The 22,895-nt window shown below is 51.9% G+C and carries 18 protein-coding genes; 10 read left to right on the forward strand and 8 right to left on the reverse strand.

Features of this window, described 5'->3' with window-relative positions; genetic code table 11:
• Nucleotides 1-6 precede the first annotated feature (6 nt).
• Entirely contained in the window at nt 7-219 is a 213-nt protein-coding gene (locus QSV34_RS01495) for a DUF2970 domain-containing protein (RefSeq protein WP_289151364.1), read from the forward strand.
• Between the two features lie 110 nt (nt 220-329).
• Here the strand turns inward: QSV34_RS01495 and QSV34_RS01500 are convergent, their stop codons facing one another.
• Nucleotides 330-458 (reverse strand): hypothetical protein, encoded by a 129-nt coding sequence (locus QSV34_RS01500; protein WP_289151366.1) that lies wholly within the window; start codon nt 456-458, stop codon nt 330-332.
• A 128-nt stretch (nt 459-586) separates the two neighbouring features.
• Between QSV34_RS01500 and QSV34_RS01505 the strand changes: the two genes are divergently transcribed.
• From QSV34_RS01505 to QSV34_RS01525, 5 genes are read left to right on the forward strand one after another with little or no spacing between them, the layout of a single operon-like run.
• On the forward strand, nt 587-1,753 hold the full coding sequence (locus tag QSV34_RS01505; RefSeq protein ID WP_289151367.1) for a cation:proton antiporter: 1,167 nt from the start codon (nt 587-589) through the stop codon (nt 1,751-1,753).
• A complete protein-coding gene (locus tag QSV34_RS01510) occupies nt 1,753-2,865 on the forward strand; it encodes an MlaE family ABC transporter permease (RefSeq protein WP_289151368.1) in 1,113 nt (370 codons plus the stop codon). Before QSV34_RS01505 ends, QSV34_RS01510 begins: the two co-directional genes overlap by 1 nt.
• Nucleotides 2,862-3,686, forward strand: a complete 825-nt coding sequence (locus tag QSV34_RS01515) for an ABC transporter ATP-binding protein (protein WP_289151370.1) — start codon at nt 2,862-2,864, stop codon at nt 3,684-3,686. The genes QSV34_RS01510 and QSV34_RS01515 overlap by 4 nt, the downstream gene beginning before the upstream one ends.
• The gene (locus QSV34_RS01520) at nt 3,683-4,639 is read left to right on the forward strand and encodes an MlaD family protein (protein ID WP_289151372.1); all 957 of its coding nucleotides are present in this window, start codon (nt 3,683-3,685) and stop codon (nt 4,637-4,639) included. The genes QSV34_RS01515 and QSV34_RS01520 overlap by 4 nt, the downstream gene beginning before the upstream one ends.
• Nucleotides 4,636-5,190, forward strand: coding sequence for a PqiC family protein (locus tag QSV34_RS01525; protein WP_289151374.1), 555 nt, complete (start codon nt 4,636-4,638; stop codon nt 5,188-5,190). Before QSV34_RS01520 ends, QSV34_RS01525 begins: the two co-directional genes overlap by 4 nt.
• A 158-nt stretch (nt 5,191-5,348) precedes the next feature.
• On the opposite strand, the gene ald is transcribed toward QSV34_RS01525, so the two are convergent.
• Complete coding sequence (gene ald / locus QSV34_RS01530; RefSeq protein WP_289151376.1) at nt 5,349-6,467, reverse strand: alanine dehydrogenase; 1,119 nt, start codon at nt 6,465-6,467, stop codon at nt 5,349-5,351.
• A gap of 157 nt (nt 6,468-6,624) precedes the next feature.
• Between ald and QSV34_RS01535 the strand changes: the two genes are divergently transcribed.
• Entirely contained in the window at nt 6,625-7,110 is a 486-nt protein-coding gene (locus tag QSV34_RS01535) for an Lrp/AsnC ligand binding domain-containing protein (RefSeq protein ID WP_289151378.1), read from the forward strand.
• Between the two features lie 54 nt (nt 7,111-7,164).
• On the opposite strand, the gene glk is transcribed toward QSV34_RS01535, so the two are convergent.
• From glk to QSV34_RS01550, 3 genes are read right to left on the reverse strand one after another with little or no spacing between them, the layout of a single operon-like run.
• Nucleotides 7,165-8,118 carry a glucokinase gene (gene glk, locus QSV34_RS01540; protein WP_289151379.1) on the reverse strand — a complete coding sequence of 318 codons (954 nt, stop codon included), beginning with the start codon at nt 8,116-8,118 and terminating at the stop codon, nt 7,165-7,167.
• 2 nt (nt 8,119-8,120) lie between these two features.
• Nucleotides 8,121-8,990 carry a LytR/AlgR family response regulator transcription factor gene (locus tag QSV34_RS01545; protein WP_289151381.1) on the reverse strand — a complete coding sequence of 290 codons (870 nt, stop codon included), beginning with the start codon at nt 8,988-8,990 and terminating at the stop codon, nt 8,121-8,123.
• A gap of 2 nt (nt 8,991-8,992) precedes the next feature.
• The gene (locus QSV34_RS01550; RefSeq protein WP_289151383.1) at nt 8,993-10,021 is read right to left on the reverse strand and encodes a sensor histidine kinase; all 1,029 of its coding nucleotides are present in this window, start codon (nt 10,019-10,021) and stop codon (nt 8,993-8,995) included.
• Between the two features lie 336 nt (nt 10,022-10,357).
• On the opposite strand from QSV34_RS01550, the gene QSV34_RS01555 reads away from it, so the two are divergent.
• Nucleotides 10,358-11,959: a sugar porter family MFS transporter gene (locus tag QSV34_RS01555; RefSeq protein WP_289151384.1), complete on the forward strand. Its 1,602-nt coding sequence runs from the start codon at nt 10,358-10,360 to the stop codon at nt 11,957-11,959.
• 233 nt (nt 11,960-12,192) lie between these two features.
• Nucleotides 12,193-15,018: a TonB-dependent receptor gene (locus QSV34_RS01560; protein ID WP_289151386.1), complete on the forward strand. Its 2,826-nt coding sequence runs from the start codon at nt 12,193-12,195 to the stop codon at nt 15,016-15,018.
• A 297-nt stretch (nt 15,019-15,315) separates the two neighbouring features.
• On the opposite strand, the gene QSV34_RS01565 is transcribed toward QSV34_RS01560, so the two are convergent.
• From QSV34_RS01565 to bglX, 3 genes are read right to left on the reverse strand one after another with little or no spacing between them, the layout of a single operon-like run.
• The gene (locus tag QSV34_RS01565; RefSeq protein ID WP_289151388.1) at nt 15,316-17,127 is read right to left on the reverse strand and encodes a glycoside hydrolase family 3 protein; all 1,812 of its coding nucleotides are present in this window, start codon (nt 17,125-17,127) and stop codon (nt 15,316-15,318) included.
• Between the two features lie 46 nt (nt 17,128-17,173).
• Nucleotides 17,174-18,496: a glycoside hydrolase family 2 TIM barrel-domain containing protein gene (locus tag QSV34_RS01570; RefSeq protein WP_289151389.1), complete on the reverse strand. Its 1,323-nt coding sequence runs from the start codon at nt 18,494-18,496 to the stop codon at nt 17,174-17,176.
• 11 nt (nt 18,497-18,507) lie between these two features.
• A complete protein-coding gene (gene bglX, locus QSV34_RS01575) occupies nt 18,508-20,730 on the reverse strand; it encodes a beta-glucosidase BglX (RefSeq protein WP_289151391.1) in 2,223 nt (740 codons plus the stop codon).
• A 657-nt stretch (nt 20,731-21,387) separates the two neighbouring features.
• Here bglX and QSV34_RS01580 point away from each other — a divergent pair.
• Nucleotides 21,388-22,836 carry an MFS transporter gene (locus tag QSV34_RS01580; protein WP_289151393.1) on the forward strand — a complete coding sequence of 483 codons (1,449 nt, stop codon included), beginning with the start codon at nt 21,388-21,390 and terminating at the stop codon, nt 22,834-22,836.
• The last annotated feature ends 59 nt before the right edge of the window (nt 22,837-22,895 follow it).

A 22,895-nucleotide genomic window follows, 5' to 3' on the forward strand; every position in this document is an offset into this window, starting at 1 on the left:
GGCAATATGAAAGAAAGTCAGCCATCCGAACAAGACAAACCCACCGTCAAGGAGCTGATTGGCAGCACCCTGGCGGCGGGCATCGGTGTACAAAGTGATAAAAACCGCGAACGGGATTTTAAGACGGGGAGTTTTAAAACCTTTTTGATTTGCGGGATTGTTTTTACAGTTGTTTTTATTTTTGGACTAATCGCAATCGTGAGGCTGGTACTGCCTTAACTGAATGATTCCACCGTCATTGCGAGGGGCCGCAGGCGACGCGGCAATCTCCTAAAGGCCGCATCAAAACTGATCGAGATCGCCACGCTGCGCTCGCGATGACGATTTTCTTACTGCTGACTCACCCAATAAATCATTCCCGCCACAACCAAAAGCACAGCGAACAGCGCCGCCATGGCGTCGGTTTTGCCGTTATCGTCACTACCGGCAGAGTCTACCTGTTGTTCCTGCTCAGACATCAAATGTCCCTCCTATCGTTGTAATTGTGGGCCGATTCTAGCTTGTAACAGACCCTATTGCATCTTCCTTGCATCCCCCCGGAGAACAAGGGATAGTTGGCAAAGATAAAAACAATTCCGGGCACTCCATGACCGAAACGGTTTTTCAGTCGTTTTTCCTGATTTTTACCGGCGCCGCTGTTATCGCCTCTCTGGCGCTGTACGGTCGGCAGCCGTTGCTGGTTGTCTATATTGTGCTGGGCGCAATCATCGGCCCTTACGGCATGGGCTGGGTATCTGACATCGGGCTGCTGACGGAAATTTCCCATATCGGCATTATTTTCCTGCTGTTTTTGCTTGGGCTGGATATGCAACCCCAGTCACTGCTCAATGTGTTTCGCAAAGTCACCCTGATCACTCTGATTAGCTCCGCCCTGTTTGCCGCCGTGGGCTACCTGATTGGCCTGGTATTTGGCTTCAGCCAGTTGGAAAGCATCATTATTGGACTGGCGATGATGTTCTCCAGCACCATTATCGGCATCAAACTATTGCCCACTACCATTCTTCACCACCGCCATATCGGCGACATGATGGTGGGCATGCTGCTGGTGCAGGACTTTATCGCCATTTTTGTCTTGCTGGTGCTACTCAGCGGCTCCGGCGGCGAAATCGACCCACTGCAAATTGGCAAAACTCTGTTGGCACTGCCGGTACTGATTGGCATTGCAGTGGTCACGGTGCGCTTTGGGCTGGTGAAGTTGTTCGCCCGATTCGACCGGGTCAGCGAATACGTATTTCTGCTGGCGCTGGGCTGGTGCCTGGGCATGGCGGAACTGGCAGAAGTAGTCGGTCTCTCCCGGGAGATCGGCGCCTTTCTGGCGGGCATTACCATCGCCACCAATCCCATCTCCCAGTACATTGCTCTGAGCCTGAAGCCCTTGCGGGACTTTTTCCTGATTCTATTTTTTGTCGCTCTGGGAGCCGGCTTTAACCTCGGCTTGCTGGAAGAAATTCTGCTGCCGGCGTTGGTGCTGGGCGCAGTAATGCTGGCCCTGAAACCGGCCACTTTCCGTTTCCTGCTGAAATACCAGCACGAAAAACGCCCGCTTGCCTGGGACCTGGGCTTCCGCCTTGGCCAAATCAGCGAGTTCTCCCTGCTGATCGCCTACGTGGCCTTTAACGCCTCCCTGATTGGCACCCTCGCCTCCCACGCCATCCAGGCGGCGGCCATTCTCACCTTCCTGATTTCCAGCTACATTGTTACCTTCAACTTCCCCAATCCCATTGCCGTCAGCGACCGGCTGAGGCGCGACTGATGAGCGAGCCGCAATTCGAATTGAAGGTCGAGGGCAACAGCGGCGAACTGCTGTTTAACGGCCCGTGGCAATTGGCCAGCAAGGGTACAGCCCCCTTTTCCGTGATTGCCAAACAACTGGCGAGGCACGACCTTCAGCAGCTACGCGTCACCATCGCCGATGATTGCCAGTGGGATTCCCGCCTCAGCGCAGTGCTGCTCAGCTGCCACAATTACTGCACTGAGCAAAACATCGCCTTTGACGGCAGCAAACTGCCGCAGGGGGCTCAATCACTGTTAAAACTGGCAACGGCGGTTCCAACACGCCAGCAAAGCAAGCCTCAACAACCGGGCTTTAATCCCTGGCGGGCGCTGACCAGTGGCATGCAAAAAATGCTGGGTTTCCTGGGCTTTCTCGGCGAGTGCGCCGAAGCCACCGGCAAGCTACTGGTGGGGCGCGCCAATATGCGCTTTACCGATTTGGGGCAATTTTTGTTTCTCGCCGGGCCGCAGGCCCTCGGCATTATTACCCTGCTGAGCATACTGGTGGGGATGATTCTCGCCTATCTGGGCGCTGTGCAATTGCGCCTGCTGGGAGCGGAAGTGTATGTCGCCGACCTGGTGGCCATTGGCATGGTGCGGGAAATGGGCGCCCTGATGACCGCGATTATTATGGCGGGCCGTACCGGTGCAGCCTACGCCGCACAGCTGGGTACCATGCAGGTCAATGACGAGATCGATGCAGTGCGCACCCTGGGTATTTCCCCCATGGAATTTCTGGTGCTGCCACGCATGGTGGCGCTGATTTTGATTATGCCGCTGCTGGTGATCTACGCGAACATTCTCGGCATTATCGGCGGCGCCATTGTCGGCTTGGGGATGGACATCAGCTTTCTGCAATATGTGGAACAGTCTCGACAGGCACTGGATATGACTCAGGTACTGAGCGGCCTGGTAAAAGCGGTGGTCTTCGCCGCACTGATTGCCATTGCCGGGTGCCGTGCTGGCATGAGCTGTGGCCGCGACTCCGCAGCGGTTGGCCAGGCCACCACCAAAGCCGTTGTAACCGCCATTGTCTATCTGGTGATCAGTGATGCCCTGTTGAATATTTTGTATAGCGAGATGGGCATATGAGCGCGGCAGATACCAAACACAAAGCGCACATCGAAGTGACCGGCCTCACCATGGCCTACGGTGACACCCTGATTCAGCGAGACCTGACCTTTACGGTAAATCGTGGCGACATTTTTATTGTTATGGGAGGCAGCGGCTGCGGCAAAAGCACCCTGCTGAAACACCTGATTGGCCTGTTGCAACCGGCCGCCGGGGAAATTTGCTACAACGGCGTGAGCTACTTTGATGCCAGCGCACGGCAGCAGGATGATATGCGCCGCAGCTGGGGAACCACGTTCCAGACCGGCGGCCTGTTCAGCGCCATGACTCTGGCGGAAAACGTCGCCCTGCCCTTGCAACAAAACACTCAGCTCAGCAAGGCGGAGATCGCCGATCTGGTGCATTACAAATTGGCCCTGGTTGGTTTGGCGGGGTTCCAGAATTATTACCCCTCACAGATCAGCGGCGGCATGCAAAAGCGCGCCGGGCTGGCGCGAGCCATTGCACTGGATCCGGAGGTGCTGTTCTTCGACGAGCCCAGTGCCGGGCTCGACCCTCTCAGCAGCAAACTGCTGGATGAACTGATTGTGCAGATACAACAAACCACCGGTGCTACCATTGTGGTGGTTACCCACGAACTGGCGAGCATTTTTGCCATTGGCAACAACAGCGTGTTTCTCGACCCGGAAAGTAAAACCATGCTCGATTGCGGCCACCCGCAGCGCTTGAAAACCGACAGCCCGCACCATCAGGTGAGGAACTTTCTTGCCAGGGGAAAGCTTTCCAGAGGGCAGCTCGCTCACGATCAGACGGATAACAGCCACAGGGAGAAAACCCCATGAATTCCAACAGCAGGCATATTGCCATTGGCGGCTTTGTGGTGGGCGCACTGGTGCTCGCCGGGCTACTGGCAATTTTTATCAACAATGGCCTGTTTGGCGCCGAACGCAAGCACTTTACCCTGGTGTATGAAAGCTCCGTGGATGGTCTCAGTATCGGCGCGCCGGTGGCCCTTAAGGGCGTCACCATTGGCGAAGTCACCGACATCACCGTCAACATCGAAACCGCCACCTTTAAGGTGCTCAACTTTATTACCATCGCCATCAACGAAAACCGGGTCAACCAGGTGGGCACACCGGGGGAGATTCGCGGCCTGGAAGGTTGCGGGCTGGCCGCGCAACTGCGCCTGCAAAGTCTGCTGACAGGCCTGGTTTATGTGCAGATGGATTACTACCCGGATGCCACACCGCGACTGGTTGAAGTGGACACGGAATACACCCAATTCCCCACCGTGCCCAGCGACCTGGAGGCGATCTCGCAAAACCTGCAACAGATCGACCTGAAGGGCATCAGCTCGCGCATCACCACCACCCTCAACGGCCTCGACCAGATCGTCAACGATCGCAATACCCAGGAACTCACCAAGAACATCAACACCACACTGGCGGCCTACCAAGGGCTGGCCAGTTATCTGAAATTTAAAGTGGGTGAAGTGACCGAGAATATCGACCCTACCCTGCAAAGCCTTAATACCACACTGCAAGGCATCAACCGGGAGCTACCCACCATGTCTGCCTCGTTGCAGCAAAGTCTGGATACCTTCGCCACCAGCATGAGCAACATTGACCAGGCCTCTGCCAACGCCGCCTATGTGCTGTCGGAGGACTCTCCCATGCTGCAACAAATGACCCGCGCTGCCGCCGAGCTGGAACGTACCGCCCGCGCCATGCGGCTACTGGCGGAAACTCTGGAACGGGAGCCGGAATCGCTTATTCAAGGGAAAAACCAGCAATGAAATACCTGACACTTTTCGCAGCCCTGCTGATTGCAGGTTGCAGCAGCACACCGCAAAGCAACTATTACCTGTTAAGCAGCAAAGCAACAGGCGCCAGTGCGCCCTGCGACTGCTCCATTGGTATTGGCCCGGTGACCGTGGCGGAATATCTGAATCGCCCACAGATCACGGTCAGCTCACAGGCCGGGCAACTCAACCTGGAACAGTTTCATCGCTGGGGGGAGCCACTGCAAAACAGCATTGAACGCGTCCTGCTGGAAAACCTTGCCACCCTCACCGGATCCAGCGAGTTGGTGATACACCCCTGGCGACAAAGCCAGCAACCCCGCTACCGGGTGACGGTTAATGTGCTCACTATGGATAAAACGAATGGCAGTGCTACCATCAAAGTGCAGTGGCACCTGACCAATACCGAAAACAAAAACGAGTCACCACAAACCCAGCTGGATACTTTTAGCAGCCCATTGGCGAACGATGAATACAGCGCTCTTGCGGAAGGTTTTAGCGATGCTCTTTTGCAACTCAGCCAGAAGATTGCCAACAGCCTGTAGCCCGGGTGGAGCGCAGCGGAACCCGGGGACAGGGTTGGTTACAAACTTTCCCGGGTTCCGCTGCACTTCACCCGGGCTACATTCAGAATGACAAGCAAACAGGCACAAAAAAAACCGACGCCTCTCGACGTCGGTTTTTTTACAGCCTTGAAAACAACTTAGCTATTCAGCGCTTCAGCCGCATCCACATAAGGCAGATCGTGAGCCACACCGACCGCATCGTAGGTAATCTGGCCTTTGTGCACATTGAGGCCATTGAGCAGGTGCTGGTCTTCCAGCATGGCTTCTTTGGCGCCCTTGTTGGCCAAGGCAATGGCGTAAGGCAGAGTCACATTATTCAGAGCCATGGTAGAGGTACGGGCAACACCGCCGGGCATGTTGGCCACGCAGTAGTGAACCACACCGTCAACCACGTAGGTGGGTTCTTCGTGGGTAGTGGCTTTGGAGGTTTCAAAGCAACCGCCCTGGTCAATGGCCACGTCTACCAGCACTGAGCCGTTTTTCATGCGAGAAATAATATCGCGGGTCAGCAGACGGGGAGCGGCAGCGCCGGGAATCAGTACCGCGCCAACCACCAGGTCAGCTTCCAGAGCGTACTGCTCTACCGCTGCAGCAGTGGAGTATACGCAGTTGATGCGGCCACCAAACTCCTTGTCCAGTTCGCGCAGGCGGGGAACCGAGCGATCCAGAATGGTGACATCAGCGCCCATGCCCTCCGCCATGTAGGCCGCATTGGTACCAACCACACCACCGCCGATAACCAACACCTTGGCAGGGGCAACACCGGGTACGCCACCCAGCAGAACGCCCTGGCCACCCTGGGCTTTTTCCAGGTGGTGAGCACCGGCCTGGATAGACATACGGCCCGCAACCTCGGACATAGGTGCCAACAACGGCAAGGTACCCGCATTGTCGGTAACGGTTTCGTAAGCAATGCAGGTCGCGCCGGATTTAACCAGCAGTTCGGTCTGGCGCAGGTCTGGAGCCAAGTGCAGGTAGGTGAACAACACCTGGCCTTCACGGAGCATTTCGCACTCGTTGGGCTGAGGCTCTTTCACTTTAACGACCATCTCGGCGCGCTCAAAAACCTCTTGGGCAGTGGCGACAATTTCGGCGCCAGCGGCTTCGTATTGACCGTTGTCAAAACCGATGGAAGCGCCACCGTTGGTCTCAACGATCACCTGGTGGCCGTTGCGCACCAGCTCTTTCACGGAATCCGGGGTCAGACCAATGCGGTATTCGTGGTTTTTAATTTCCTTGGGTACACCGATCAACATAATTAGCTCCTATCGCGTCATTTCAAATGAGGGTGCCTGCCACCATTTGGCTCACACTGTGTTTTCAGGAATTATAGGGATAAAGCACAAAAATGTTTGCTTAATTTTCGATAAAAGCAGAAAATTATCCTGTTTAAATCTAATAGACAGTAAATTTATGAAGAAGCGTGCCAAAGAACTCAGCAAGATCGACCGCAACATCCTCAAACTGCTGCAAAAGGATGGCCGCATCAGCTACACCGAACTATCGCGCCGGGTGGGGTTGTCGGTAACACCCTGTATCGACCGCATCAAACGCCTGGAAAAGGAAGGTGTTATCAACGGCTACACGGCCCTGATCAACCCGGAATTTCTGGATGCAGCCCTGGTGGTGTTTGTGCAGATACGCCTGTATCGCACCTCCCAGGAAAAGTTTGCTGAATTTCGCGAAGCCGCCGTCGCCCTGCCAGAGGTGCAGGAGTGCTATCTGGTAACCGGCAACTTTGACTACCTAATCAAGGCCAGAGTGGCCGACATGAGCGCCTATCGGGTGTTTTTGGGGGAAACGTTATTGCAGCTACCCGGCGTGCAGGAATCCACCAGTTACGTAGTGATGGAGCAATTGAAGGAGACACTGGAAGTGCCGGTGCATGGCAATCGTTAAACGGCGAGGTAAATCAGCAGCCCACTTCCCAAACGACTGCATACCCCTGTGCCGTCAACGATCCTCCCGGCGGCCGCCTAAAGCAGCGGCACAACCCAACAAGCCCGGTTGCTCTGCCCGGATCATGGCAACCGGTACCGTTTCGCAAAAGGCGCGATAACGACCTTTGTCCGCAAAACGGGTACGGAAGGCATCGGTATCAAACCACTGCCACACCCTGGGGAGTATGCCACCGGTGAGATAGACACCACCGGATGACAGCGTCAGCAATGCCAAGTCGCCGCAAACCGACGCCAGGATCATCACAAAATCATCCAGCGCCTGTCGGCATATGGAATCACCTTGTGCGCAACCGTCCACCACCTGCGGCGCGCTTCTGGTGGATTGCTTACCCTGCAGCTGTGCATTCGCCCAATAGAGATTTTCCAGCCCCTGGCCTGACAGCAGTCGTTCGTTAGAAATTCGCCCCCCCAGGCGTTTCCGCAGCAACCGGAGCAGATCATCTTCATGGGCATTGTGGGGAGCAAAGCTGACATGCCCACCCTCAGAGGGTATTAACTCACCATCGGCACTTTGAATAGCGACACCCAGACCGGTTCCAGGGCCAATAACCGTTCGCGGCTCACCACCTGCCGGGCGCGGCTCCCCCAACCAGTGAATATGCTCACTGGGCAGGCAGTCAATACTGTATGCCTGGGCACTAAAATCATTGATAACAGTCACCTCAACACCCAGATCTGCAGAAAGCTGGCTCTTGCTGAACGACCAATGATTGTTCATCAGGTTAATATGGTCACCATTGACCATACCGGCGATCGCAAAACAGATTTTTTGTGGCACTGTCAGGGAAAAGTCTTGCAGGTAAGCCTGTAGCGCATCCATCAAACCGGGGTACTCTATCGCTTGGTAAACCTTGATGTCCCGCAAGACTACCTGCCCTTGTTCTACCCAGGCAAAGCGCGCATTGGTGCCGCCAATATCCGCTACCAGGCTAATGTTGTCAGGCACTCTCACCCCCCCTGGCTCTCTCCCGACTCGAAGCCGGTTAAAAAATCCTTGATCGTCCCCCGGTAATTACGGCTTACCTTAACCCGCTCAGAACCGCGCAACTTTAAAAAATACTCACCTTTGGTGTGGGGAAGAATCTGTTCTATACAGTTCAGATTGACAATGGTGGAACGATGAATGCGCTTGAAAACGTCAGGATTTAGATGATCCAACAGGTCTTTCAAGGTACTGCGCATAATATGCGTATCACCGGATGCATGGATGCACATGTAGTCTCCGGCGGCATCCACCCACTCGATATCCGCCTGTTCAATCAATGTCACCACACCCTGATCCTTGACGACAATGTGTGTATTCTGAATACCAGAATCCAGAGTGATTGAACGGTTTGCCAGAGACGTTTTTTGGTTAATTTGTTCCATGGCGTCAACAATGGCAGATTTGCCATTGCCATGATCGTTTGCACTGCCCCGGCGTTCCATACAGCGATCCACTGCCCGGGTCGCCCTTTCAAGGTCAATGGGCTTGAGAATGTAGTCCACCGCACAGACATCGAAGGCACTGAGCGCGTATTCGTCATAGGCAGTGACAAAAACAATCAGAGGCACAATGTCCGCCTGCAATTTGTTGATAACATCAAACCCATTTAAACCGGGCATCTGTATATCGAGAAACACAAGATCTGGCTGGTGTTCAATAATGGCATCCACAGCCTCACTACCATTGCGACACTCGGCAACAATATCGATAACTGACAAGTTGCCGAGATAGGAACGCAGCAGCTCAAGCGCCAGTGGCTCATCATCCACAATAATGGTGCGCAATTTGCTCTCGGCATTCTGGCTTTCTGCAACCACAGGTGGGGTTTCCATAGCTATACCAACTCCTCTGCAGAGGCTTCATAGGGAATTTCGATGGTGGTTTGCAGGCCGCCGGAATCGCTGCTGCCCAGATCAAAACTGAAATCTTCTCCGTAAGCTATTTTCAGTCGATCCAATGTATTTTTTAAACCGATACCCCGGCCACCGGAGCGCTTTCCTCTGCTGCTTTCCACTGTTTTGTTGCTGCCGGTATCACTGAGCACGAGCCGCACTCGCTCGCCAGCCTTGCTGGCTCTGAAGCGAATGGCTCCACCATTGGGGCTCTTGGCAATGGCGTACTTCACTGAATTTTCAATCAGGGGCTGAAACAAAAGGCTTGGAAGCAGTGCATCCTCTACATCAGGGTCTACCTGAAAATCCAGATGCAAGCGCTCTTCAAAGCGGGTTTTTTCGATCTCCAGATAGAGCATCAGCGCATCAATTTCCCTCCGCAAGGGGACTTTAAGGTCTGGATTGTTATCCAATGAATAACGCAGAAAACGGCTCAGCCTGACAATCACTCCGTTGGCCTGTTCGGCTTTATTAAGTTGCACCAGAGAGCTAATGGCATTGAGCGTATTGAACAAAAAATGGGGATTCAGTTGGTAGCGCAGCATTTGCAACTGAGCTTCTTTGGCCGCTGACTCGGCATTCAAACGCTTGATGTGCTCGGCCCCCACCAAGGCTTCAGCCTGTAATTTCATGTGATGTTCGGAGTCAAGCAGATAGAAGTAGCGGATACCGTGATACAGGGTGCTCCAGCATAAAAAGATAAAGATGGCGCCAAAGAACCAGCCACCAAAATCACTCCATACATTTTCCTCCTCTGTAATCCACATAAATGACGCAATTCTGAACGCTGTCCACGCCAGGGCGACAACAAGCACAGCCAGCAAACCAACTACAATACGCACTGTAATAGGCAATTCCCAAATGGCATTAAAAATCAGGTGCAAAATAAGCGACAGCAGCGCAGCTATTACCGCCTGCAATAAATTGTGGCCGATATACGCCCAGGAGGTTTGCTCGTACCACAGGGTCAAGGTTGTAAACGTAACAAGGACGAAGCCGGCCCAAAAAACAATCTGCAAAACCCAGATGTAGTGGAAGCGGTTTTCAGCTCTCAGACGAGGTACAGCCTTTAATGGACTTTTCAAATGCAATTGCCTTTTGGTGTAAATACCTGGTTTGCAAAACCATACGCCATTTCGTGCCCATGTTTACCAAACATGGCTAAGCAACAGAATAGTACACAAGAGCATCGAGTCATATTCAAAATCCAATCCATCTTATCCCACCAATTACCCTGTTCACCGCATCAATATTGTTCACAGGATACGCCAACAGCAAAATTACCAGGATAAAAAAGGTCCACAACCGTGAATAACGATCAAAATCCAGAGAAAAAACCTGCCGACCGAACTTACAGCAAATCGTACGCTGCCTATGTAGCGCTGATTGTTGCTCTGGGTGGTTTTTTGATGGGTTTTGATGCCTCCGTTATTTCCGGCGTGGTTCGGTTTATTGAACCGGAGTTTAACCTCAGCAAAATCGAACTGGGCTGGGCCGTTGCCTCTCTGACACTTACCGCCACACTGGGCATGATGGTCAGTGGCCTTGCCAGTGATCGCTGGGGCAGAAAAACCGTACTGAAATACGCAGCATTGTTATTTTTTATTTCGGCGTTGGCATCGGCGTTGGCAAATTCGTTTGTCACTTTGGTGATAGCCCGCATGATCGGCGGCTTCGGCGTGGGTGCTGCATTGATCATCGCCCCCATGTACATTGCAGAAATTGCCCCGCCAAAACTGCGCGGGCGCATGGTGTCATTCAACCAACTGAATATTGTGATTGGCATTTCCACCGCATTTTTTACCAATTATCTGATTCTCAAGCTCGGGCAGTCTGAATCTCAGCTGGCAACCACCCTGAATATGGGGCAATGGAACTGGCGCTGGATGCTTGGCATAGAGGCCCTGCCCGCCATTGTGTATTTCGGTCTGTTGTTCTTTGTACCGGAAAGCCCCCGCTGGCTAATTATGCAAAAGCAAGAGAAAAAAGCCCTTGGAATTTTTGCGCGCATAGCTGGCCCCGAAGCGGCAAGCTCCATTGTGGAGACCACCAGAAATAGCATTCTGTCCGACACTAAGCCGCAGAAACGCTCGTTTTCAGAACTGCTCCATCCCTCTCTTCGCCTGGTTATGATCCTGGGCATTTCAATCGCCATATTGCAGCAGATCACTGGTATAAACGCAGTTTTCTTCTACGCCCCAATGATCTTTGAACAGTCGGGAATCGGTACAGACGCCTCCTTTATGCAAGCCATATTGGTGGGTCTCACCAACCTTGCATTCACTATTCTGGCCATTCTTCTGGTGGACAAGTTGGGCCGGAAGCCGCTGCTTGTTTGGGGCCTTTCGGGTATAGCCGTATTTATGTGCCTGCTGGCTTATGGTTTTCATACCGCTACCTATGTGTTGTCTGAGCAAGCGATACAAAGCCTGCCGGAGCAAATTGTTCATCAAGTAGCTCATTTGAATGGCGTTATCCACGGCGATGACATCAGCTTTAAAGCGGCCATCCTTCAAGCTCTGGGGGATGAACTGGCGAAAATCCATGAGCCCCAATTGATGGCTCTGGCTACTCAAATCAATTCACAGCTGATACTGATTGCCATACTGGGCTTTGTCGCCAGCTTTGCCATTTCCATTGGGCCTGTTATGTGGGTGCTGTTCTCTGAGCTGTTTCCCAACAGAATTCGCGCCTTGGCCATTTCTCTGGTGGGTTTAATCAACTCAGCGGTCAGCTTTCTGGTACAACTTGTCTTTCCATGGAAATTGGCCATTCTGGGAGCATCAATCACATTCCTGGCTTACGGGGTATTTGCGTTCATCGGCCTTATTCTGATTATAAAAATACTTCCAGAAACGAAAGATAAGTCTCTGGAAGAATTGGAAAAATCACTGATTTTAAAAAGTTGATATAGAAATTTTCGTCAGCTTAGTTTTCATAAAAAAAATAACTTAAATACCATTCAGCGCTTCTATGCGCTTTAACTTCTGCCTATTTTCCAACTTCATACCGCTTTATCGCACGCAGGAGACGACTTAACGCAAACCTGTAGAGGGTGTTCCTGGCCTGTCGTAGAGTGTAAACCAGTAAATTTCCATCAATGTAAAGTTCCATCAATAATTATTTACTAAGAGGGTATGCCGTGTTTGATAACAAAGTTAAGCTCAACACAACCATTCTGCCTGTAGTCGCCATGCTATCGCCGCTCAGTGTGGCGGAAGAAAGCGAAGGGAAAGACGGCAAATCCGTTATGGAAGAAATCGTTGTTACGGTTGAACGGCGCGAACAATCTCTACAAGACTATGCCGGCACCGCCGCACAAATCAGCGGGGAAGACCTCAAACAACTGGGCGTGGCCACCATCGAAGATATCGACGCGTCCATTCCTGGCCTGTCCATCTCCAACAATCAGGGCAATATTGAGGTGTACATTCGCGGTATTGGCTCCTCCAATAACACCGAACTGGGTGACCCAGCAGCAGCCACCCACTTGGACGGTGTTTACATTCCTCGCCCCGCCGGCATCGGCGCATCGTTCTTCGATATTCAACGGGTGGAAGTGAACGTGGGGCCACAGGGTACCCTGCGTGGCCGTAACGCCACAGCGGGAACCGTAAATATCATTCCCTGGTCTCCAGGTATCGGCAATACCGACGGCGCAGTCGATCTATCTTTCGGTAATTTTGGTGAACAACGCCTTGAAGGTGTCGCCAACATCGCATTAACCGATAATTCTGCCCTCCGGGTTGCCGGCTTTGTTAGCGAGCACGATAGCTACTACAGCAACATATCTCCAACCAGTGATGAACTGGGTTTGGACGTACCAGTGGCAGAAAGCGAAGGCATAGGTGTTGCAGAAGCCGCGGATGACGAAGGTGTGCGCATTTCCTACCTGTATAAGCCAACGGATCAATGGGACATGCAACTCACCTACGACCGAGTTGAGCAAAAAGGTACTGGTTATACCGGTTCTAACTACGCCAACCTGTTGGGCAACGGTATTGACCCGGACAGCATTAGCAATCCCAGAGCGGTATTTGGCCGTGCATTTACCCCCGAAGAAGATACTTCTCACTGGGGTTTAAAAGGCCGAGTGAAGTACAGTGCCGATAACTTCGATGTGGAATACACCGTTTCCCGTCGTCACCTGATCTACGATTACGAATTCGGCGGCGCGGCCCTGTCACCGTTCTACCCCGGTGCACTGGATACCTTGCGCAACGACACACCTCCTATTGGAGCCACGCCCTTTAGTGAGACTTTCGATAATTTCGCCCGGGTGAAATTTATTACAGATTCCGAATCTGATATTCACGAGCTGCGCTTTTCCGGCGATGGTATCGGCTCAGCGAAAGGCTATTGGTCTGCAGGCGTATTCTACTTTGAAGAATCACAACGAACCTTTTTGGGCGCCACGGCAGACCGCAACGCGTTCTTTGCCGGTAACGAATTTAACCAGACGACTGATACGGAAAGTATTTCTTACTACACCGATGCCACTTGGGAAATTAGTGAAAAAGTACGTCTGACCGGTGGCTTGCGTTACACATCCGATGAAAAACAACGCTTTGGCGTAAATGCCCGTTATGTGTTCTTCCAGGGCGTAGAAGGTTTCCAGCTCGGAGCCAGTGCGTTTGGTACAGAAGGGTTTGAGTTTAACGGATTTGATCGCACCATTTTTAACCCGGACACCGATGGCGACGGTTTGGTGACCAGTAACGAATCCATCGACTTCTTCCTGGACGGCGTTCGCACCTTCGGTGCTCGCGATGGGCTGGGCGATATCCTCGCCAATGGCGAAGTACCCGGCGGCGGCGGCGGTGATGTCACTAATCTACCTCTCTGCCCTGATTTATTAGTATCCGCAACGGGCTGCCCCACAGCTGGCGGCTTTGTAGACGGCATATTCGCGGGCAATGCAGATCGCCTGTCGTTCATTGTTCCCGGTAACGACATCGCTTTGCAAAACGGCCGCGTAGAAAACGAATTTGTAGACTGGCGCATCCGACTGGAAATGGATGTTTTCGAAGATAGTCTGCTCTACGGCTTGGTGGCCACCGGCCACAAATCCGGCGGTTTTAATGACAACCTGTCAGGCACCGAAGGTGTAGTTACCCCCAACCCAGCCGGTGGCGCGCCCCGTGCGTTTGATACCGACACCTTGGCACCCACCTACGATGAAGAAAAGGTGACTCTGTACGAAGTGGGTTTGAAAAACGCCTTTACTCTGGGTGACATTCCCGCCACATTCAACGCCACAGCGTTCTACTACGACTACAAAGATCTGCAGTTGAACACTCTGGTTTCCAGCCTGCAAATCCTTAACTTTGAAGGCTTTGATGTTTCAATGCTCAGCGATGCCGAGCTGGAAGCACTGGGCGGCAACGTAGTGAACTTTACCTTTAACGCCTCCAATGCAGAAATCAAAGGCGCGCAATTTGAAGGTGGATTTGACTTCCCGGGCGAATGGAACTTCCGTTATAACTTGCTGTACATCGACACAGAAGTGAAGGACTCCGTCGAAGTAAGCGACAGCCGCTTCCAGGCAGACGTATCTCCGCTGGACGCGGTAAACGTTTCCATCGAAGGCAACGAATTGCCCCGCACTCCCAATCTGCAATTCAACGCCTCCCTGTCCAAGGCATATGTTACCAACTACGGTCAATTTGATGGTGTGTTGTCCGCTGGCTACCGTTCCGATCAGCACTTGACCATATTCAATGGCATAGACTTCCGTTTCCCCGACGACCCCAGAGGTCGACTGGATGACGAAATTGAAGGCTACTGGACACTGGATTTCGGACTGGGCTTTTCCTACGGATTTGACAACAAGTATCGTGCAGAGCTTTACGTCAACAACGTCACCGATGAGCAAAAAGAGCAGGCTATTATCATCACCGAATTTGATAACACCCGCTTCTTCTCACGGCCACGCACCTACGGACTGCGCTTTAGAGCTCTGTTCTAAACATACAAACCAATCTACCCCCATACTTACGCAGCCTTCGGGCTGCGTTTTTTATGGGCGATCTTAAATGCTTTCATTCTGATTGCAGTGAAGAATCTGCAATATTTTAGAGCGATTGGTGGATTACGCTGCGCTAATCCACCCTACGGCTTTTGGCGTAGTCAATGGAAACATTGAACGGTTAACTTGAAGATATGAAGATCGCCGCGCTGCGGTAACGGAGATTGTACCCAATACAAAAAAGTGCTGCTTCAAAGAGACAGCATCTCAGGAAACTAGAATTTTTCAGAAAGCTGGTTACTGGTAATTCAAACCATACCCATAAGGAAACAACTCATCGTCTATCCCCGCATCTGCTGATACTTTCTCCGGCCAGGAAAAACTTAACCGGCCCTGGAAGTCATAATCACCAAATAACACATCGGCCACCCCCTGCCCTTCTGAGCCAGGCAACCAGGCGGCAACAAAGCTGGTTGAGTCATCCAGCTCCCGATTGACCACCAAAGGTCGACCAGAAACCAGAACCGTAACCACTGGAATGCCTTTGCTGGCTATACGCTGGATTGTGGCCAGGTCTTCCGGGTGCAATTGGGCCAACTCCAGAGTGTGACCATAAGGCTCCAATACTTTCATTAACCCCTTGATCTGGGAGCCAGCTTCCACAATCACATCATTGCCATCGCGGATATCACCCATCCCTTCTGCGTAGGGCAATTCACCGATAACAACAATGGCAACATCGTGTTTTTCCGGATCAGCATCACGGCCATCTTCACTCAACGTTGCACTGGGGCTTTGTTGATGAATACCTTCCCAAATGGAGGTGCCACCCTCGATGGTTTCGTTATCCAGGGCACCCTGCCAGGCAACGGTAAAGCCGCCGCACTGATGGCCTCGGTTGTGAGCATTTTTCCCCGCCACCAGAATATTGGCTTGCTTATTCAGAGGCAGAAGATCACTGTCATTTTTCAGCAGCACCAGAGATTTGCGCACCGCCTCACGGGCAATGTCGCGATGCTCAGAGCCACCAAAACATTCATGGTTCGACCAGGGGCGTTCAACGGGACGCGGCCGCTCAAACAAGCCGCAGGCAAACTTCACCGTCAGGATACGCCGCACTGCATCATCAATGCGACTCATTGGCACGGTGCCATCTTGGACGTGCCTTTTCAGATGGCGGAGGAAAGGTTGCCATTCCTCCGACACCATAAACATATCAATGCCAGCGTTGACACCCTTGCCGACCGCATCAAAGTAATCTTCCGAAAGGTAGTCAATACCATCCCAGTCAGAAATCACAAATCCTTGAAAACCCATTTCGTCTTTCAACAAGTCGCTGATCAGGTAGCGATGGCCGTGGCACTTATCTCCGTTCCAACTGTTAAACGAAGCCATGATGGTCATAACGCCGGCATCGATTGCCGCATAATAGGGCTCGATATGGGTACGCTTGAGTTCGTCAAAACTCAACGCAGTATCGCCTTGATCAATACCGTGGGTTGTACCGCCATCCCCTACCCAGTGTTTAACACAGGCCACCACACAGTCATCATGGCTATCACTTTGCAGGCCGTTAACGAACTTTTCAGCGTAACTGCCGACAATGGTATTTTCTTCCGAATAACTCTCGTAGGTGCGACCCCAACGCTTGTCTCTGGCTACCGCCAAGGTGGGTGCAAACGTCCACTCAACCCCAGTGGCAAGAATTTCCCGCGCTGTAGCCTGGGCAATTCGCTGCAACAGTTCCGGATCGTTGGCAGCTCCCAAACCAATGTTATGGGGGAACACGGTTGCTCCCAGCACATTGTTATTGCCGTGAATGGCATCGACACCATAAATAATCGGTATCGCCAGGTGCTCGTCACTCTGCTCCATGGAAGCAGCCCAGTAAGCGTCATTCATACGCACCCAATCGTCCGGGCGATTATCACCTGGGCAGGAGCCACCGCCACTGAGAACTGACCCCAAGTGGTAGTTTTTTACGTCTTCCGGTGTGCAGGACATTCGCTCTGTCTGGGTCATCTGGCCAATTTTTTGATCCAGATTCATCTGTAACAGCAGTGCCTCGACACGAGCTTTAATTTCCGGGTTAGCGAGCGATTTCTCCATGATCAACCTATAAATCTCAGTGGCGTTTCCATAATGCGTTCACACACTACTTGGTGACATAAAAAGGAATATTGGCGTGTGCAACATGTCCCTTGTCGTCGTAGGCATAGGCGAATAACCGGTATGCACCCACTCGGCCAGGCGCGGTCAGTTTGACTGATTTACCATCTCCTTTGACCAAACCGGTAATCACCGGAGGAATGACTTCTTTGGCGCCGCCCGCCTCCGTTGCTTTACTCTCGAACATCAACTCCCAGCGATAGCGCAGTTTGTCCTTGTCTGGATCTTTCACAAGGAACCGTGCCGTTACCGTCTGATTTGGACTCAAAGCGATGTTGCTGTGGGCATTTCGACCTTTCAACAGCATGGTTTTTACGATCGGTGCCCGATTTTCCGGCCATTTGTCATTCCATATGTAGTGCATTACATCAACCGTTTCGGTGCTTTCGCCGGACTTCAGAAACATGCTGTACCAAGTGGGCGTGCGCTCCTGTTTCTGCCCCCAGAGAAACACGTAATTACCAAGCAATTGATTCGATACGGATTCCAGGGTTTTTGTGTAACCCTTCAAATAGTTATCGGCTTTTTCACTGCTGGTAAATTCCACCGGTGCCTTCCACAAAGTCTTGCCCACTTCCCAATGGCCAACAGCACCCCATTCCGTGACAAAAAACGGTTTTTTATAGTCGATTTCCTTGAGAAATTTTGGCAGCACGACTAATGAACCATACATTTGAAAGCTGACAAAATCCAACGCTGATGCTCGCTCTTCAATAAAAGCAAGAGCGCGTTTGTCAAAGCCTGCCAAGGTAGTCGTTGTGGGGTGGTTCGGGTCAACCTCCTTAATCATTTTGGCAATGTCGTTAATTGCATCAAAGACTTTCGGGTTGGTGAAGTCGTAATTCAGCTCGTTACCAATAATCCAGGTCAGCAGGGCAGGATGGTCTTTGTATTTGAGAACGTGTTTTTTGATTTCTTCGAACTGAGCCGCCACCGCGGCTTCATCGCTGTAATCAAACCCCCAGTGTTCTGCACCCAGGGGTAAATTCAGAGAGACCGTCAAACCCAGCTTTTGGGCTTTGTCCAATAGCTCCTGCCCGGTTCTGCCTTTGCCATCAACAACAGACCAGGTGCGAAAGGAGTTGCCACCATGTTTGGCAAACGCGTCTATGTCACCATCATCTATTCCAGCGCCTTTAACGTGGTACGGCTGGCCGCCGCGAAGCAAACTGTAAACGCCATCGGTTTGCACCACTTCTACTTTAATCGCCTGGGATGCATTTTGTGTCGCTAATACAGGCATACAAAACAACGCAACAAGCATTGCAGTTGATAAGCCAAAGATGAGTTTTTTACCTGCAGCAATCATAGCCAGCTCCACTATTCATCATCGTAAATATCAAAATCAATCATCAATCGGGCATCTGAATCACCACCAACCCATGCCTGAAAACTTCCCGGTTCGGTGTTTAACTGCATGTCTCTGCCGTAAAACGCCAGCTCATCGGTGTGCAGTGTAAAGGTGATGGTTTTTTGCTCTCCTGGCTGCAACAAGACCCGTTGAAATCCCTTTAACTCTTTTACCGGGCGAGTAACGCTGCCCACCAGATCACGGATATACAGTTGTACAACTTCCTCACCGGCACAGTGCCCGGTGTTTTTAATATCCGCCACAATCTCAACCTGGCCTCCCAGGGCCACCTGTTGCCTGGCCATGCGGATGCCTGAGTATTCGAAGCAGGTATAGGACAGCCCATAGCCAAAAGGAAACAGTGGCCGGTAGTTCACATCCAGATGGAACGACGCCATACCCAGAGAGGTTTGTTCCGGGCGCTCTGGAATATCTGCCATGGACAGACAGTTCACATCCGACACCGGGCGACCGGTATTTTTGTGGGCGTAGTAAATGGGAATCTGACCAACCGCACGTGGGAAGGTAACCGGCAACTTCCCGGAAGGCGCCTGAAAACCAAACAGCAAATCCGCAATAGCCGGGCCGCCCATAGTGCCTGGGTGCCAGGCATAGAGAATGCTATCGGCTTTATCGAGAATATTTTCAATGGTCAGCGGCCGACCGGCCATAACAACAACAATCAGAGGCTTGCCTTCTTTCGCCAACGCATCGATCAGTGCCACCTGTTGGCCAGGCAAATCAATACTGGCCCGCGAGTGTGCCTCGCCGGACATAAAGGATTCTTCACCCACGACAACGACAGTGGCATCACACTGGGCTGCCAATTCCAGTGCTTCTGAAAACTGCTCACAGGATTCAGAGCGGGTTGTCTGCAGGCCCTTGCAGTAACGTACATCCAGCTTATCGCCAACCAGGCGCTCAATGGCCGCTTTGCAAGTGACACTGTGGTGAGGATCACCATCAAATACCCAAGTGCCCAACTGCTCATAATCATCGTCCGCCAATGGCCCGATCACGGCAATGGAGCTCATCTGATCGGCATTCAATGGCAGCACCTGGTTGTCATTCTTTAGCAGCACGCAGCTTTTTGCCGCTGATTGCTGCGCCACTTCAAGGTGATCCACATTGACCAAAGCGGGGTAATCCGCCGCTGAGGTATAGGGGTTATCAAACAACCCCAGGTCGAATTTAAGGGTGAGTATTCTGGCCACCATGCGATCGATCTGCGGAAGGTCGACACGGCCTTCATCCACCAACTGCTGTAAGTGGTGCTTGTAAGACCTGCTGGCCATTTCCATATCGACACCGGCGTTAACCGCTTCGCAGGCAGACTCTTTGTCGTTGTGAGTAAAGCCGTGCACGCTGAGTTCAATCACGGAATCCCAGTCACTGACAAGCAGCCCACGGTAATCCCACTCTTTTCTCAGTACGTCATCCAGCAACCAGCTGTTGCCGGTAGCTGGCACACCATTGAGATCACAGAATGCGGTCATAAAAGACGCCACCCCGGAATCTGCCAATTTTTTGAATGGACGCAGGTACACATTGCGCAACTCATTTTCAGGTACGTTTACGGTGTTGTAGTCTTTGCCCGCCTCCGCCGCACCGTAAGCGGCAAAGTGTTTGGCACAGGCAGCGATGGCGCCCTTTTCAGACAACTTATCTCCCTGAAAACCATCCACCATGGCAGCGCCCAGGGTCGCGCACAAATAGGGATCTTCCCCCAAAGACTCGGCAACACGCCCCCAACGGGGGTCGCGGCTAATGTCGATCATTGGTGCAAATGTCCAATTAACTCCACAGGAAGCGGCTTCCTGCGCACTGATACGGCAGGTTTGTTTTATCAGTTGTGGATCCCAGCTCGCTGCAAGCCCCAGCGGAATGGGGAATACTGTTTTGAAGCCGTGAATCACATCGCGGCCAATCAACAGAGGAATCCCCAGGCGGGTTTCCTCAATGCTGATGCGCTGCAATTCATTGACAACATCAACATTCACTTCATTCAGTACAGAACCAACACGACCATGGCGGATATCATCTGCAAGGTGGTCAGGGATATGGCCACAGCCCGCTTGCAACTGGCTCATCTGACCAATTTTTTCATCCAGGTTCATTCTCTGAATCAGCTCAGAGACTTTTTCCTCTGTGGATTGCGGAATGCCAAACTCCCGGTCGTTTTGAATCGCCACGCTATTACTGCATAACATATTTTTATCGTCTCTTTTTATATCTGCGTTGCAGGGTCAGGTTCGGCCAATCAGTTTTTGACCTGTTGTCTTTAGGGCACTTCTAATAATTGCTTGCGGCCTCTGGCTTTCAGGCTGGTTCGCCATCAAGGCGCGGCTTCGCAGGCATGCTGATTGCCTGTCAAGAAGGCGCAACACCGAGGGCGGAGCAGCCTGAAAGCCCCGAAGGGCGCGGCCTGACAAGCGTTATCGCCGTGTTGGCTCGCTTGCCAAGGACAACCAGCCTTGCCCTGCGCGGGCCGCCTTGCGATAACGCTTGTCAGATTGCGCAGAGGCCATAATCAATTTTTAGAAGTGCCCTTGAGTTACAGAGATTGTCACAGTAAAAATTAAAGTTTCGGTGGCTTATAGACAATACAAACGGGACAGGCTGGTTCGGAGATGAGATAACTCGGACAAACGCATCGCTGCAATCGGAGTTTTGTAGGCAAATAGCGTAGAAGGCTGTTTTTTCGACTATAAATCAAATATCCCGGCAACCATAAGCCAGTGGCAGCCAACTTGTCTCGCGACAGGTGCCATTCAACGCATATTCATGTGCTTGCAGAGTGATCCCGGCTAGTCTTGGATCGAAATCATAACAACAGAACATTCTGGCCCATGGCACAGGAACATTACCAAACCGCTCCCCAAGACCGCATTCCGCTTGTTAAAAAGCTGATATACGGCACCGGTGCCTTTGTTAATAATCTGCTGGCTGCCGCTATTGGCGGGATGACAATTGTGCTGAATTTAGGGTTGGGTATGAACCCGGCACTGGTTGGTCTTTTGGGTGCCCTGCCACGACTCACCGATGCCATCACCGACCCACTGATGGGTTATATCTCAGACAATACAAAATCAAAGTGGGGGCGCAGGCGGCCCTATATTTTTTGGGGTGCCATTGCTGCCGGTTTTATTTTTGCCCTGCTGTGGCAGCTGCCTGAAGGGCAAAGTGAATCTTACTATTTCTGGTTTTTTCTCACCGGGTCTTTCATCTTCTACCTGGCCTATACGGTTTTCGCTACTCCTTGGGTAGCTCTTGGCTACGAGTTGACACCGGACTATCACGAAAGAACCCGATTGATGGCGGTACAAAACTTTATGGGGCAAATGGCTTATTTAATTGCCCCCTGGTTTCTGTTTTTTATGCAGCTGGAGTGGTTTGGCGGCATGGTCAACGGGGCCGGCTGGCTAGCCATTATTATCGCGGCTTTCACCATTTTTGTTGGCGTGTTGCCGGCAATCTTTTTGAAAGAAGTTCACAGAAAACGTCCACCGCCACAACGTACAGAAACTGGCGACAACAACAAAAGTCAATTTGAAGAGTTTCCAACAGGTATAAAAGGATTTTTTGCGGGCTTTGTCGCCACCATAAAATTTAAACCGTTTCTCTATCTATGCGCTGCTACCTTCCTGGTTTTTAATGGTTTTATGCTGGTTTCATCTTTCCAGTTTTATGTGATTATTTATTACGTTTTTGGTGGCGACCAAGAGTTGGGGGCACAGTACGCAGGCTGGGCCGGTACGCTATCGGCAATTGCTACATTTTGCGTTATTTTTATTGTCAGCTGGATGTCGTCCAAAATCGGCAAACGAAATACGTTCTATGTGGCTATCGGTATTTCAGTGGTCGGCTATGGCCTGAAATGGCTGTGTTACTCACCCGCCACACCATGGTTATTATTGCTACCAACACCACTGATGGCATTTGGCCTCGGCGGGTTATTTACATTAATGGGTTCCATGATCGCCGATGTCTGCGACATGGATGAACTGGAAACCAAACAACGCCGTGAAGGCATGTTTGGCTCCATTTACTGGTGGGTAGTGAAGCTGGGCATGGCTGCAGCCATCGCCATCGGCGGCTTTTTGCTCAATGCCACCGGCTTTGATGTGGCCCTTGAAGGCAACCAAAGCGAACAAACTATTTTCCTGATGCGGTTGTTCGATGTACTGATCCCCATGTTCGCCTCACTGCTGGCGATCTGGGCCGTCAGTCGCTACCCAATTACCGAGCAAAAAGCTCACGAAATACGCCTGCAGTTAGAGGCAAGTCGCTCCGGCTGATAGTCCTATTTCATAGGATTAATGGCAATTACCACCAGAACGACGCCTGGTAACCAAGG

Origin of the sequence: Porticoccus sp. W117 (assembly GCF_030341905.1) — a bacterium.
GTDB lineage: Bacteria > Pseudomonadota > Gammaproteobacteria > Pseudomonadales > Porticoccaceae > SCSIO-12696.